The sequence below is a fragment of the Marinarcus sediminis (SeqCode) genome (assembly GCF_048571275.1).
In the GTDB taxonomy this organism is placed as follows: Bacteria; Campylobacterota; Campylobacteria; order Campylobacterales; family Arcobacteraceae; genus Marinarcus; species Marinarcus sediminis.
On record NZ_CP182357.1, the window covers coordinates 369,416 to 384,119 of the forward strand.

At 32.9% G+C, this 14,704-nt stretch carries 16 protein-coding genes; 8 read left to right on the forward strand and 8 right to left on the reverse strand.

Going from position 1 to position 14,704, the window contains the following annotated elements; genetic code table 11:
* Window positions 1-6 precede the first annotated feature (6 nt).
* Window positions 7-1,011, reverse strand: coding sequence for a YeiH family protein (locus ACNI3C_RS01805; RefSeq protein WP_419770549.1), 1,005 nt, complete (start codon window positions 1,009-1,011; stop codon window positions 7-9).
* Window positions 1,012-1,111: 100 nt separating this feature from the next.
* On the opposite strand from ACNI3C_RS01805, the gene ACNI3C_RS01810 reads away from it, so the two are divergent.
* Window positions 1,112-1,984 carry a LysR family transcriptional regulator gene (locus ACNI3C_RS01810; protein ID WP_419770550.1) on the forward strand — a complete coding sequence of 291 codons (873 nt, stop codon included), beginning with the start codon at window positions 1,112-1,114 and terminating at the stop codon, window positions 1,982-1,984.
* Window positions 1,985-1,993: 9 nt separating this feature from the next.
* On the opposite strand, the gene ACNI3C_RS01815 is transcribed toward ACNI3C_RS01810, so the two are convergent.
* Window positions 1,994-3,115, reverse strand: a complete 1,122-nt coding sequence (locus ACNI3C_RS01815; RefSeq protein ID WP_419770551.1) for an AAA family ATPase — start codon at window positions 3,113-3,115, stop codon at window positions 1,994-1,996.
* Window positions 3,116-3,590: 475 nt separating this feature from the next.
* Between ACNI3C_RS01815 and ACNI3C_RS01820 the strand changes: the two genes are divergently transcribed.
* The 5 genes from ACNI3C_RS01820 to ACNI3C_RS01840 are packed head-to-tail and all read left to right on the forward strand — an operon-like array spanning window position 3,591 to window position 8,698.
* Window positions 3,591-5,972, forward strand: coding sequence for a molybdopterin-dependent oxidoreductase (locus ACNI3C_RS01820; RefSeq protein WP_419770552.1), 2,382 nt, complete (start codon window positions 3,591-3,593; stop codon window positions 5,970-5,972).
* Between the two features lie 2 nt (window positions 5,973-5,974).
* On the forward strand, window positions 5,975-6,538 hold the full coding sequence (locus tag ACNI3C_RS01825) for a 4Fe-4S dicluster domain-containing protein (protein WP_419770553.1): 564 nt from the start codon (window positions 5,975-5,977) through the stop codon (window positions 6,536-6,538).
* A gap of 9 nt (window positions 6,539-6,547) precedes the next feature.
* Window positions 6,548-7,729, forward strand: a complete 1,182-nt coding sequence (gene nrfD / locus ACNI3C_RS01830) for an NrfD/PsrC family molybdoenzyme membrane anchor subunit (RefSeq protein WP_419770554.1) — start codon at window positions 6,548-6,550, stop codon at window positions 7,727-7,729.
* Window positions 7,730-7,748: 19 nt separating this feature from the next.
* A complete protein-coding gene (locus ACNI3C_RS01835) occupies window positions 7,749-8,342 on the forward strand; it encodes a Tll0287-like domain-containing protein (RefSeq protein ID WP_419770555.1) in 594 nt (197 codons plus the stop codon).
* An 11-nt stretch (window positions 8,343-8,353) separates the two neighbouring features.
* Window positions 8,354-8,698, forward strand: a complete 345-nt coding sequence (locus ACNI3C_RS01840; protein WP_419770556.1) for a c-type cytochrome — start codon at window positions 8,354-8,356, stop codon at window positions 8,696-8,698.
* A gap of 56 nt (window positions 8,699-8,754) precedes the next feature.
* On the opposite strand, the gene ACNI3C_RS01845 is transcribed toward ACNI3C_RS01840, so the two are convergent.
* From ACNI3C_RS01845 to ACNI3C_RS01860, 4 genes are all read right to left on the reverse strand, one after another.
* A complete protein-coding gene (locus ACNI3C_RS01845; RefSeq protein ID WP_419770557.1) occupies window positions 8,755-9,630 on the reverse strand; it encodes a DMT family transporter in 876 nt (291 codons plus the stop codon).
* An 83-nt stretch (window positions 9,631-9,713) separates the two neighbouring features.
* A complete protein-coding gene (locus tag ACNI3C_RS01850; RefSeq protein WP_419770558.1) occupies window positions 9,714-10,058 on the reverse strand; it encodes a zinc ribbon domain-containing protein YjdM in 345 nt (114 codons plus the stop codon).
* 140 nt (window positions 10,059-10,198) lie between these two features.
* Window positions 10,199-10,933 carry a Rossmann-fold NAD(P)-binding domain-containing protein gene (locus ACNI3C_RS01855; protein ID WP_419770559.1) on the reverse strand — a complete coding sequence of 245 codons (735 nt, stop codon included), beginning with the start codon at window positions 10,931-10,933 and terminating at the stop codon, window positions 10,199-10,201.
* A gap of 1 nt (window position 10,934) precedes the next feature.
* A complete protein-coding gene (locus tag ACNI3C_RS01860; RefSeq protein ID WP_419770560.1) occupies window positions 10,935-11,228 on the reverse strand; it encodes a YciI family protein in 294 nt (97 codons plus the stop codon).
* 119 nt (window positions 11,229-11,347) lie between these two features.
* Between ACNI3C_RS01860 and ACNI3C_RS01865 the strand changes: the two genes are divergently transcribed.
* The gene (locus tag ACNI3C_RS01865; RefSeq protein ID WP_419770561.1) at window positions 11,348-11,953 is read left to right on the forward strand and encodes a TetR/AcrR family transcriptional regulator; all 606 of its coding nucleotides are present in this window, start codon (window positions 11,348-11,350) and stop codon (window positions 11,951-11,953) included.
* 62 nt (window positions 11,954-12,015) lie between these two features.
* The gene (locus ACNI3C_RS01870; RefSeq protein WP_419770562.1) at window positions 12,016-12,324 is read left to right on the forward strand and encodes a hypothetical protein; all 309 of its coding nucleotides are present in this window, start codon (window positions 12,016-12,018) and stop codon (window positions 12,322-12,324) included.
* A 24-nt stretch (window positions 12,325-12,348) separates the two neighbouring features.
* On the opposite strand, the gene ACNI3C_RS01875 is transcribed toward ACNI3C_RS01870, so the two are convergent.
* Complete coding sequence (locus ACNI3C_RS01875; RefSeq protein WP_419770563.1) at window positions 12,349-13,527, reverse strand: MFS transporter; 1,179 nt, start codon at window positions 13,525-13,527, stop codon at window positions 12,349-12,351.
* Between the two features lie 89 nt (window positions 13,528-13,616).
* Window positions 13,617-14,501 (reverse strand): helix-turn-helix domain-containing protein, encoded by an 885-nt coding sequence (locus ACNI3C_RS01880; RefSeq protein WP_419770564.1) that lies wholly within the window; start codon window positions 14,499-14,501, stop codon window positions 13,617-13,619.
* Window positions 14,502-14,704: the final 203 nt, after the last annotated feature.

Here is a 14,704-nt window from a genome sequence, read left to right on the forward strand (position 1 = left end):
ACTCTTTTAACTTAAAAAGAGTTTCACTAAAAAGTAGCCTCCAACGATGAGCCAAACAAACAGTATCGAAGCCAAATAAACGGGTTTTGCTCCAACTTGTTGAAACTTATCGTAACTCGTTTGCATTCCTAAAGCACTCATGGCCATGGTCAATAAAAAGGTATCTGTTTCATTGATGATATCCAACCAAAAAACGGGCACAAAATCAAAAGAGTTAAAACCCACAACCACAATAAAAAAAACAGCAAACCATGGAATGGTGATTTTTTGTTTTGTGGTATTGGTGTGCAGAGTACTTTTTATCATCCAAAAAGATAAGACCAACAAAAAAGGTGCCAACATCATCACCCGTATCATTTTAACAATAACTGCATTTTGCGCAACCGTTTGCCCTAAAGCCGTAGATGCGCCAACAACATGCGCCACTTCATGCAAAGTTGCTCCAATATAAACACCCATTGCATTTTCATTTAAAACAAAAATCCCCATTTTATATAAAAACGGATACAAAAACATAGATACCGTTCCAAACACAACCACAGTAGAAACAGCAATGGCACTTTTATGCGCTTGAGATTTAAGCACAGATTCTGTTGCTAATACAGCAGCTGCTCCACAAATAGCACTTCCTGCACTGGTTAATATGGTGGTTTCTCTGTCCAGTTTTAACACTTTGATTCCAATAAAATAACCCAAAACAAAAGTCGTTGCTACTACAATAAATGCAATCAATACCCCTGCAATACCCACATCTTGAATATTTTGAAAGGTCAATCTGAAGCCGTAAAATATGATTCCCAAACGTAAAATGGTTTTCGTTGAGAAATGAATTCCCGCTTCAAAAACATGGGATACTCGCTTTTTAACCGTATTCGCATACACCATTCCCAATACAATTCCAATGATCAAAGGGCTGATTGCCAAATTTTTAAACCAAGAAATATCTGAAATAGCAGTGGCTGCAAATGCAAATACCATTACAAAAAATAGACCTTTTGCGTTGTGTTTCATCTTAAATCCTTTCTTTATGTTGAAACTATAGCAGGTGTAATTTAATTTGTAAAATATATTAAATATAATATAATAATATATATTTTTAATAAGGAAAGGCATGACACTCAAAGAGTTAAATTTTTTCTACTGCTTAAGCGAAAATCCGCAAGTTACTCAAGTGGCAAAAGAGCTTAATATCAGCCAATCTGCTATCTCATTGGCGATTAAATCTTTGGAGCAGAAACTGGGAGAAAGCCTATTTGACAGAGTGGGTAAAAAACTGGTACTCAATGAACGAGGTCGTTTTTTTAAAGAACAAACCTATGCACACTATGTAGCACTTAAAGATGCCCAAACACTTTTTCAAACCAATCAACTTGCAGGTAGACTCAATATTGCTGCAAGTAAAACCATTTCAAACTACCTCATGCCCGATATCTATTTTAACTTTTTAGCAACACACAAAGAGGTCTCTTTTGATATTAACTCCATTAATTCCACTCAAATTATTGAACAAATTGTCAATTCTAAATTGGATATTGGCTTAATAGAGACCAATTTATCGCACTCAAATATCATAAAAGAGCACTTATGTGATGATGAACTCATAATCGTAACCAGTGATAAAAACTCTCCTCGAAAGCTTTTTATTGATACCATAGAAAAAAAGTGGATTTTACGAGAAGTGGGTTCTGGAACACGGGAAATTTTCATAGATCGTTTGGGTGATATGGCAAAAGAGTTAGATATTTTTATGGAGTTACACAGTTTTCAAGAGATTAAATCCATCTTGTTAAAAAATCCCAATACCATCAGTGCCATTTCAAGAGTAGCAGTAGAAAAAGAGCTGAAAGCTCAAACCCTTTTTGAAATAAAACTCATTAATATAGAGTTCAAACGCGCCTTCTCTTTGATTTATCACAAAGACAAATCAAAAAGCTTGCTCTTTAACACCTTCATTGCATTTTTAAAAAAATCATTACAAACTTAAGGAAACTTGTTATAAAAACTTTTTTCTGCACCAAAGTTCAAAACAGCGATTGGTAATATAGTATCGATTATCCTCTTTATCAATGATTTCATCTTTATAGAGATTACGTATGGCAGTATTTAAAGAAGATTTCGTCATTTGGAGTTTAAAAAGCGTCTCTTTGGTATAAAGTTCAATACCATCCGTAATAATAATGGCTTTCAGTGCTACTTTTTTGGGTATGCTTAAACGATCCAAAAGCATTTTAAAATAACCACTTTTACTCTCAAAAAGCTGTTGGCACACTTCATCAATGTCCTCTTTGGTAATTTTTTGATTGATGTTTTGTTCCCCTTTATAATAAAGATGATAACAAAACTCTTGTATGAGTTTGGTCTCTCCATCGGTTTTGGCATATAAATACTCAAACTGCTCTAAATCAAGTCTTCCCTCGAATTTTTTGTCCACAAAGGCATAAAATTGTTCCAAAGGAATGGCTTTAATTTCCATCTGCTTTACTGTGTCATACAAAGGAGATTTCTTTTTAGAAAACAGGTCTGTTAAAAGATGTCTTTTTAAGCCAGTAAAGATGTAATTCACCTCAGGATACTTCTCCATAAATTCATGCAAAATAAAGGCAATTTTTGTATCTTTAATGGGCATAATTTGTTGAAATTCATCAAAAGCAATCACAACTTTTTTGCCATAATTTTCTGAAAGCTTTTCAAGACCTCGATAAATATCTGACATCAACTCTTCAAAATTATACGAGTTTAGTGTTGGGATAAACTCAATGTCGCCGTCATCTTTAATGGTTGCAGAAAACGTGACTCGGTTAAAAAGCGCTTTAAGCTCTTTAAGCACACTCTTGTAATTGCAAGGCATATTAAACGCAATCTGCTTATAAAATACCTTAATAAAATCAATCGCATTGTTGATGTCAAACAAATCAATATAAATTGGAATATAGTGTTTTTTATCAATTTTATCGGCAAAAAAAACTTTTATTAAAGAGGTTTTTCCCACTTTTCGTTTTGAATATAAAAGCACATTCAAATGATTTGAAATCATCTGTTCTAAGTGTTCCAACTCTTCATCTCTGAAGCAAAAATTTTCATCACAACACGAATTCTGATATAAAAAAGGATTCATGTTTCTCCTTCATCAAATTATTTTCTGCGTTTAGCACTTTTAAGAAATGATTTAAATAACAGTTTTAAAAACTCAATATACGCAAAAATTTCAAAAAATAATTTATTTAATTAATAAAATAAATTTACTCTATAAATTTAATATTTTTCTAATATATAAACTTATTATTTTTTGTAGTATCTCTAAAAAATACTTAAAGTTGCCATAAATGAATACAATTAATATCTTTTATAAGTCCCATTTTACCGATATTAAAGACTATTTATTTATTTTGAGTTAAGGTGTGCTCTTGTATTATTGGAACTGTTACTTCACCTATAAAAAAAGGTTTTTACTTTTTTATAGTGTCGTTAAATCATTATTAAATATTATATAAATAATCAACTGTCATTATTAATTTATCTAATGATTTAATATAAGTAATTATTAAATTATCAGATAACTTTTAGTGTGTTATTAATGTAAAAGGATGTTCATGAACACAGAAGTTTCCCGTAGAAAGTTTCTCCAAGGGAGTATCGCACTGAGTGTCATTGGTGGAATGGCCTCAACCAACCTTTTTTCAAATGAAGAGAAAAAAGGCGAAATAAAAATCACTACAAAAACAAGCACAACTCAAGCACAAACAGTACCTACACTTTGTGAAATGTGTGTAAACAAATGTGCTTTAATTGCCAGAGTCGAAAACAATATTATTACCAAACTTGATCCCAATCCACTTTTCCCTAAATCCCGCAATATGCTGTGTGCCAGAGGAAATGCAGGAATACAAGCCTTGTATGACCCAGACAGACTTAAATACCCCATGATCAGAGTAGGAGAGAAAGGCGAAGGTAAATTCAAACGAGTCACGTGGGATGAAGCGTTTGAATATATCAAAGAAAAAACGGTAAAAATTTTAGATGAAGAGCAAGACAATCGTTCCAGTTTTATGTTTTGTGCCGGTGAAGGAATGGCAGAACACACCTTTAAAACCTTTTATGATGGTTTTGGTTCATCAAATTGGCTCAATCACTCTTCTATTTGTTTGCAAACAGTGGCATCGGCTTATGGAGTAACACTTGGAACATACCCACAAGCTGACCTTGAAAATGCCCAATACATTATCATGGCGGGGGCAAATCGAGCGGAAGCTTTTGTGACTCCAGATACCATGGATTTTGTTAAAAAAGTTAAAGCCAAAAAAAACAGTGCAAAACTCATTTGTGTTGATCCTAGATTTACAAACACAGCAGCAAAATCGGATAAATGGTTGGCCATAAAACCTGGAACAGATTTGGCATTTGTTTTGGCTTTGACTTATGTTACATTAAAAGAAGAGTTATACAACAAAACCTATGTGGCTGAAAACTTCAATGGCTTTGAAGAGTACAATGCAATGATTTTAAAAGAGAACTATACGCCAGAATGGGCAGAAAAAATTACGGGCATAAAAGCCAAAGAGATATATGAAATTGCAAGAGAGTTTATGGCAAATGCACCCAAAGCCATCTACTACCCAGGACGACGAAGTACCTTTGCTAAAAATGATTTTCAACTCAGACGTGCAATGGCCATCTTCCAAGCCTTAGGAGGAGGAATTGATTGCAAAGGAGGTCTCGTTTTTGGGAAACAATTTAAACTCAAAAATCATGAAGAGATTATTCCCATGTACGATAACGCCAAATCAAGAGCAGTCGTCATGAACAATCAACACATCGGTTATGACAGCTGTGCCATTGTCAGTGGCGGAGGTTCTTGGATAAGTTGGAGAAACAACTTCTTAGAAGGAACCCAACCGTATAAAGTTCGTGGGATGTTTTGTTATAAACACAATCCCATGATGAATATGCCCAACACAGTAAAAACAGCTCAAATGCTCAAAAAAATGGAGTTGGTTGTCTGCATAGATACTATGCCAAGTGATACAGTTATGTATGCAGATGTTGTCTTGCCTGAGTGTACCTATCTTGAAAGAACCGATCCTGTAAAAACATTTGGCGGTGTTGAACCTGCTATTGCGCAACGAAATAAAGTAATCAACCCTATGTATGAGAGTAAACCTGTTATTGAAATTATGCGAGCGTTGACCAATAAAATATCCAAACCTCTTTTTGAAATTACAAAAAAATATGATGAAGAGGTTCAAAGTGAAATTGCATCTTCAAGCGAAGAAGAGGTCTATGAAGAGTTTGATTTAGCCAAACCTTTTATGTTTTCTCAAGAGCAAATCAATGAACACTCAGTAAGCGACTATCCTGATGCAGCAGAAAAATTAAAAACACAGGGGGTCTATTATCCCAAAATGGATGAATATTTCAAACAGTTATCTGAAAATGAGTTTGAATACTATCCTGAAGCTGCCAAAAGCTACAGTGTTAATGGCGGGAAACCTGTGACTCCTTCAAAAAAAGTGGAGTGCAATATAGAATCATTTACCAAAAAAGGCATTGATCCTATGCCAATGTGGAGAGATGAGTATATGTATAGCATCCCTAAAAATCAATTCAGACTCATGACGGGAAGACATGCTCAATATACACAAACAGGTACAGCCAATAATGCCATGCTCAAAGATTTAATGTATCAAAACTATCTTTGGATAAACAAACATGTGGCAACAGAAAAAAATATTGCTTTTGGGGACATCATTGAAGTGAGCTCAAAAATTGGAAAAACTTCCTTAAGAGCTTATCCCACAGAAAAAATTGCTCCTGATAATCTCTTTTTTATACATGGGTTTGGGCAAGAGAGTTCAGAGTTAAGTTGGGCATATAAAAATGGTGGAAATGATAATGCCATCATTGAAGATTTCATGGAGCCTGTCTATGGTGCAGCTGCCATGCATGAAACCAACGTAGAAATAAGAAAGGTTTAACAATGGCAAGATACGGAATGGTTTTAGACTATAAAAACTGTATAAATTGTAAAGCCTGTGAAACGGCATGTAAAGAAGAAAATGGTGTGTTATTGGGTGCTGATAATCACAGAATATGGGTAGGAATGAAAGAGATTGAAGGAGAGTATCCCAATTTGAGTATTGCTTCAAATACTTTTTACCCCAGCCAATGTCAGCATTGTGATGAAGCACCGTGTCAAGAAGTTTGCCCAACCAATGCGACCTATTATGATAAAGATGGACAAGTCAGAGTAGATGCTGATAAATGTATTTTATGCAGTTATTGCATGAATGCCTGTCCTTACGATGCAAGATATGTGGACGACAGAACAAATACAGTTGATAAGTGTACTTTCTGTACCGATACCCGACTTGCCAGGGGAGAAACCACAACGGCATGTCAAAATACCTGTCCGACAAAAGTGAGAATTTTTGGTGACTTAGATGATCCAAACAGCGAAATCAGTCAAGTGCTTCAAAACAGAGAACACTTTACTTTAAAATCGAATCTCGGCACAAAACCAAAACTGTTTTATCTGATTTAAGGGATTATTATGCGTATTAAAGAATTTATTACAACCATTCCAATAAAAAAAGTCACGCTGAGTGATATTGTATCGTTTGAAAAAACTCCAATTAATCTGCTTATTGCAGGCGTGACCTTACTGTTTTTAGTTCTGTTTGCTGTAGGCATTACCACTTACATTTTGCATGGACATCATGCGTATAATGTGACCAAAGAGCACCCTTGGGGGCTTTTAATTGCGGTCTATATCTTTTTTGTGGTGAGTTCAACAGGACTTTGCATTGTCGGTTCACTAGGCGATGTATTTGGATTTAAAGATTACATGATGATATCAAAACGTGCTATTTTTGGCTCAATTATAACCATTGTTTCTGGTTTTGCTGTTATTGCTTTTGAAATTGGACACCCAATAACGATGGTGATATACAACATTTTAACACCGGGATTTACCAGTGCAATTTGGTGGATGGGAACACTGTATGGATTGTACATGACTTTTATGATCATAGAGTTTGTATTTTTACTCAAACACGACATGAAAATGGCAAAAATATTTGGGCTTACGGGTCTTCTTGTAGGGTTAGCAGCGCATTCTAACTTAGGTGGAGTATTTGGATTTCTAAATGCCAGAACCATATCAAATGGGGTATTTTATCCGATGTATTTTATCTTAACGGCTTTTATTACGGGTATTTTTCTTTCATTTATCATGTATGGCTTTAAATACAGACTTAAATTTGATGAAAAAGCAACGTTATTGCTTACAAATTTAGCAAAAATACAAGGGCTTTTGATTGCCATATTGATGTTTTTTGTTACATGGAAAATGCTCACCGATGTTTATGGTGGCATGCCAAATCGAGCAGAAGTTACGCGCCATATTTTTTCAAGCGCAACCTTTTGGGCTGAAGTATTTTTTGCGATGGTCATACCTTTGTTTATCATTCTAAAAAGTGCAGGGAAAAATATTGTTGGAATGTTTTGGGGCTCTCTTATTGGAATGGTAGGTATCTTTTTCATGAGATACAACTTGGTACATGACACCCAACTCAAACCTTTACAAATGTTAAAAACAAGCGAATATCAGCTTGTACCAACATGGATAGAATATTTCCCTTCAGTTACGGAAGTTATGATATCTCTTGGGGGATTGGGGCTTTGTCTATTTTTATACTATATGGGTACGAAACTGTTTAATTTAGACGAATAAAAATTTACTAGGAGGAGAGATGAAAAAAAGTTTAATCATATGCAGTTTATGTCTGATGCTTTTTGCCAATGAAAAGGCAATTGTCCCAAAAGATGTTGCACTACAAGAAGCAAAACACGCTGCACATAAATTACATACTACTTTAAGTTCTATTGTTAAAGCAAAATTTCGGCATGAGGGTGCGCTTGCTGCGGCAAAATTTTGTGCCGATGAATCTTATACAAAAATAAAGGAGTTAAACGAAGAACTCGGAGAGAATATTTCCATAAAAAGAGTGAGTCTTTTTAACAGAAATCCAAAATCATCTCCACAAAGAGACGAAATAGATATTTTAAAAGCATTTGATCTTCTTGAAGAATCGGATGCGTATATGCCAAATGGCATTGTACAAGTTGCAGATTATAACACTTACAAAGTCTATTTTCCTGCAATGATGGCAAGTAAAACGTGTAAAGTGTGTCATGGGAATAAAAGCAACCTTGACCCAAAAATTCAAACTCTATTTGAAGAAAAATACCCTTCTGACAAAGCTTTTGGTTTTAAAAGTGGACAAGTACGCGGTGCTGTTATTGTAACGGTCAAAATAAAAAATGAAGAGAATAAACTTAAATAAAAGGAGAAACAATGAAAACAATTAAATTATTAGCAGGTGCAGTTATTGCTTGCGGATTGAGTGTTTGTGCAAATGCGGATGAGTATACTCAAGGGGAAATATACACCGCCATGTGTCAAAAATGTCATGGACAATATGCAGAAGGAAATCCTGCAAAAAAAGGGCCTTCACTTATTGGAAAAACAAAAGAAGAGTTATCTGTAGATATTTATGAACTTGAAAGTGGTGGGTACCAATCTTCAGGAAGCGGACATGACATTATGGAGTACAATTTGGGTGTCATTGAAAATAAAGGGATGAAAGTCAATCCCGATAAAATGGCAGAATACATCTACACAAGTTTTGGGAAAAAATAGATTCACTAAAGCCTAGAAAGTCTTCACTTTCACGGCTTTTTTGAGTTTTTAAAAACTCAAATTAAGAGTAAAAAAGTGGTGATTGTTGAAATAACAATTCCCACTGATACTTTAAAAACAATGGCTTGATGTTCAAAAATAAAAAGCAAAAAGGCAATGGCTACTGGATTTAAATAGACATATGCCATGAGTTTTTTAGGTCCAATACCAATGGCGGCTTGTTGGTACAAATAGACAGTAAACAGTGTTGCTCCAATGGTTAAATAGAGCATATAAAAGATTAAATCACCTTGAATTTTCCCCCATTGCAAGGGAATGTCAAAACTCAATAACGATAAAAACATCCAAATACAACCACCTACTAATGTACAAAAAACCAACACCAAGAGTTCATCCGTTTTTCGATGTAAAAACTTCATGGAGACAGAGTAAAATACCATGGCAATAATGGCAAATAAAAAGATAGTATCCCCTTGATTTAATGAAAAATTTAAAAAGAGGTTCAAATCCCCTTTAAAAACAACCATGCCCGTTCCAAACATTCCAATCAAATAAATAACAAACTGTCTCATACTCATTTTATCTTTAAAAATAAACAGACAAACAAGGGCGGTAAAAAGAGGTACCAGTGTAAAAAGCGTTCCAGTATTTAATGCCGTGGTTGTCTCTAAGGCTTTGAACAGTCCAATAAAATATAAAGAGTAAAATAGGCTAATTATCATGGCTCTGGGCAGAGTTGTTGCTATGTTATCTCGATATTTTTTATTTAAAAATATGATTGGCGCTAAAAAAAATGATGCCAAAACAAAACGCAAAAGAGTTAATGAGATAGGATCAATGATACCTGAGAGTTTTTGTGAAACGATAAATGAACCAGCAACTAAAAACGTGGCAATCAGAACTAAAAAATGCGCTTTGAGGATTTGTTTCAAAATATTTCCTTTGCAAAATATTTTGAAACATTAATCCAATAAAAAAGATTTGTCATCCACATAGGTTAATTTAAAACTCAATCCTATGATTTTTTAACAAACTCTTGTTTGAGTTTAATGGCACCAACACCAGTGACTTTACAATCTATGTTATGACCATCGTTTCCATCAACAAGTCGAATACCTTTAATTTTAGTACCAACTTTAATCCCCGATGAACTTCCTTTGACTTTTAAATCTTTTATTACCGTAACATCATCACCATCGCTTAAAATTGTACCGTTCGCATCTTTGACTACGAAGCTTTCACTTTCAGCTTCTGCTGCATCTTGTGACCATTCATGTGCACACTCTGGACAAATTAATAGACTCCCATCTTCGTATGTATACTCACTTCCACATTTTGGGCAATTTGGTAATTGACTCATTACTTTCCTTTTAAACTTTTTTGGCATTGTAAGATATTACGCCCATAATGTCAAATTACAGAAGTGTATTAAAACCATTTTTATCATTAACTTTGATACAAAATTTGACATTTCATTCCTCATTTTATCGATGATCATACTTAAAATACTATTTTCATCAAATCCTCATGAATGAATGTATAGTTTAGTTTTGATACAAGCAAATCACTCTTTACTGTTTTTTTATTGCTTTCATTTTTGCTTGAATCAAAAGTTGGAACAGGTAAACCTGATACTTTTGCACAATAGGTATAAAACTCTTTTTTTGTGGGATGGGAAGGAGCAACGCAATTAAAAGTTTCATTAAAAATATCTTGCTTGACTACTTTTTGTATTATATTGATACAATCATCCCTATGTATCATATTTACAGGTGTATCTGCATCTTTTACAACTTTGCCGTTTGGGAAAAACTTTGCAGGATTTCTTCCATATCCTATAAGTCCAGCAAACCTTAAAATTGTTATTTCAAGATTTGTCTTTTTAAACAGATTTTCTATTTCAAGTAAAGGAGTTGTTTCATCTTTTAAAACTGAAATTGAACTGATAAAAACAATTTTTTTGATATTTGAATTTAATATATGTTTTATCAACTCTTTAAATCCATCAATATTTTTTGAGGGAATATTTATAATCAAAATATCTGAAGATAAAAACTTATCAATATCCCCATTTAAATTATTTATATCAACAATAAATGGTATGATATTTTCATCTTTTAAGTTTTCAAATTTAGAAGACGAAGTTGTAGATAATTTTATGGAAAACTCTTTTGATAATAATTGGGCTAAGGGAAAACCTAACCAACCACTACCTAAAACAGTAATACTATTCATATTAAGAGTTTTCTTTCAAATTTTCATACTCGTCTGATGTCATACTTGGTACAAATTCTATTATTTCATAATTTGCAACATTTGCAAGTTTAAAAGGGTCTTTTGCAAGCACTTCTTGTAACTTCTCTTTTGAATCAAGTTTTGAGAGTATCACTCCACCATCTCTTGGTATCTTTCTTCCTGATGCTATAAAATTTCCTTCTTTATATTGTTCTTTTAAATATTTTACATGTGCTTCAAGATGAGTATCTACCTCATCCAGTGATTTTATATAAGTTAAGTTTATTATAAACATTTCTATCCTTTTCGTCTATTTTAAAACAGAACATATTACTATAAATAGGATTACATAATTTTAATTTAATAAAAAGTATGGAATAATTTTACTAACTAAATAGTTAGTTAGGAATAGAGATGAAAAAAAGAAATGCAGAACAGACAAAAGAACTTATCTTAAATACAGCCATATCTTTGTTTGCAAAAAATGGTTTTGATGGTCTTAGAGTGGATGATTTGGCAATAAAAGCGGAAGTAAATAAAGCGACTATTTATTATCACTTCAAAGATAAGAATTTTATTTTTGAAAAAATTTTATTGGATATGTCAAAGTTGATTTTAGAAGAGATTGAAAAAACAAAAGACAGTAGTGCCAATCCAAAAAAACAGCTTGAAGCATTTTTAGATGCAATTATTTTTATCATCACAACAAAAAGAGACTTAGCCAAAATCATGATGCAAGAACTGGCTTTTAATGGAAAAAACCTTTCAGATGAAGCAAAAAAACATTTTTTTAAGATAATTTATATTTTGCAACTTATTTTAAAAGAAGGCATCAAACAAAAACTATTTAGAGATATTGACCCTTTCTTAATTCATGCAACTACTATTGGGAGTTTAAACTATTATTATACAATGAAAGAAGCAGCATTAAGTGAAAAAAATGAAGAGTTCAAAGTAGACTTTTGTGAAGAGAGTGCCAATAAGATAAAAGAGATGATTTTAAACTATGTATTAATATAGTTTAATTTTTTTTATCTCATTTATTAACCAACTGGTTAGTTATATATTTATAAGGAGTAAAAATGTTTGAATCCATTATGGAAGCTAAGATAAAACAGTGGGAAAAAGAGAAAAACAAACCAGGTTATGTGCCTCCACCACCTGTAAAAAGTACCTTTGGAAAACCCATTGAACAAACTTTGATTGATGAGATTGAGGAGTCAGTTATAAAAGCTTCAAAAAGTACAAATGAGGAAGAGAAACAAACGTTTCTAAAAAAAGCCACTGCATTAGAAACACAACTGTTACTCTCATTTGAAAATCAGGGGCTTTATTTAATCGCTCAAAAGACACAAAAAAGGTTGCAAAAGTTTAGAATGGATAATCTATAATACTCCATTCTAAACTGCTACGCTTTATTCATTATCCTCAGCCACTGCATTTTTATTCACATGAGAATAGAGTACTATCCCTAAAGAAAAAACTGCCAGAGTTAATAACTGCAATGTTACGAAATTCCAACCCCCTTTTTCCCAACACAGTACTCCAATAAATGTACCCATAGAACCACCTACAAACATTGATGACATGTATGCTGTGTTTATTCTACTGTGTGCTTTTTCATCTAAGCCATAAATTTGTGATAAATTATTGATTTGAATTGCTTGAAATCCTATATCTAAAAGTAGAGTTGCTACAATAAAAGCATATAAATTTGTATCAAAAACTTTAATCAAAATTATACTAATTATTATCATCAATCCTGAAATTAGCTTAATTCCATTGGCATTTATAGTATCTGATAATCTTCCAATATAAGGTGCCAACAAAGCACCTGCCACGGCTAGTACTCCAAACAGTCCAATAATGTCACTGTCATAATTAAAAGGGGCTTGACTTAATTTAAAAGTCAACGTTGTCCAAAAAGAACAAAAAATTCCAAATGAAATGGCAATCAATAAGGTATTTCTTCTAAGCAGTGAAAATCTTTTTAACTGATAAATGGATGATTTTAAAAGTGAAAAATAACTGTTTGAAAAGTGGGATTCCATATTGGGTAATGTTTTTGAAATAAAAATTATCGTTGCAAATACTAAAAGTGCAGAAAAACCAAATATTACATGCCAATTATCAAACCACTCCGTTATATATCCACTGAGTGTTCTTGCCAATAAAATTCCAGTTAATAATCCGCTGAATATGGTTCCAACCACTCTGCCCTTCTCTTTTCCACTCATGGCTGCACCCATTGGGATGACCACTTGTGCGGAAACAGCAAATAACCCTGTCATCAAACTTAAAAGATACAACACAAAAATATTGTTGATAAAAGCGAGTCCAAGTAAAGACAACCCCAATAAAACATGCAAAATTATCATTAATTTTTTCCGATTCATTTTATCGCCAAGAGGGCTTACAAAAAATAGTCCCAATCCATATCCTACTTGAGAAAATGTAGGCAAATTTCCTACTGCCAGATGACTCACATTTAAATCTTTTGCTATATCATTTAAAATGGGTTGATTATAATAGATATTTGCAACACTAATTCCTGCGGTTGCGGACATAACAAAAATTTGTTTTTTTGTAATCATTGTATATTCCTTATTTCATTTTGTATATACAATCATATCAAACAAAAAAAAGATTTTTGATGCCAATTTCAAGCTAAAAATTGCTCAAATCAAACATTTTGTAAAGTTCGATAAGAGTAAGGAGTTTGATTGACCCTTTTTTTAAAAAAGTTTATAAAGTGAGCAGAATCTTCGTACCCTAAAGAGTAAGCAATCTCATTGACATTCCAGCTAGTATGCTTAAGTAAGATTTTTGCCTCTTCTAAAACTCTTGATGCAATGAGTTCTCTCGTGGTTTTTTCCGTAACCTCTTTTAACGTTCTGTTGAGATGATTGGTATGAACATTAAGCGATTTGGCATAATCTCTGGGTGCTTTTAAATCCAATCTTTCATGCGGCAAGTTTATAGGAAATTGTCGATTTAATAACTCAGTAAAGAGAGAGGTTATTTTAGTTTTTTTATCGGTTGGGGTATTTTGCACGCTTTTAGCAGGTTCCATTTTCATAGCCAAATGAATAAGCTCTATGGTTAAGTTTCTTAATATATCATCTTTGAAATCATATTCTGTTTCTTTTTCTTCAAACATCTTTTCAAATATTCTTTCCACTTCTTTTAATGCACTTTCATCCAATAAAAAAAGTTTATTCCCTTCTATTTTAAACAAAGGATAATTTCTGATTGTGCCAAAATTATGAAAAAACTCTTCGGTAAAAATACAAAAATAACCATCTTTTTTTCCATCCATGGAGTCCCAACTGTAAGGCACCAAGGGATCCGAAAACAACAAAGCATATTTTTGGCTCTCAAGCGTTTTATCCGCATAGTGAACTCTGTTTGGCCCTTTTAAAAGGGTAATTTTGAAATAGTTTTTTCTGCTGTAAGGTACAGTAATGCACCCTGTTCTTCTGAATACATTAAAATGTCCAATCCCATTATTCAAATCTTTTGGTAAAGGCAGTGTTGTTCTTTTATAAAATTCTTCGATATTTTCCATAAAAAATTATATCTATTTATACATAACAATCCACATACAAAATTGCAAAACCACCAAGCCCTAGGTATATGAGGATTTTTATGATAGAATGGAATCACTATCTGGAATTGATTATAAAAAGAAAAAGTCGAATCTTAGAGAAAAAGACCCTTACTCCTATAATCAAGTATCCTATCCCTTGAATTTCTGTCCTTAAAATTTTA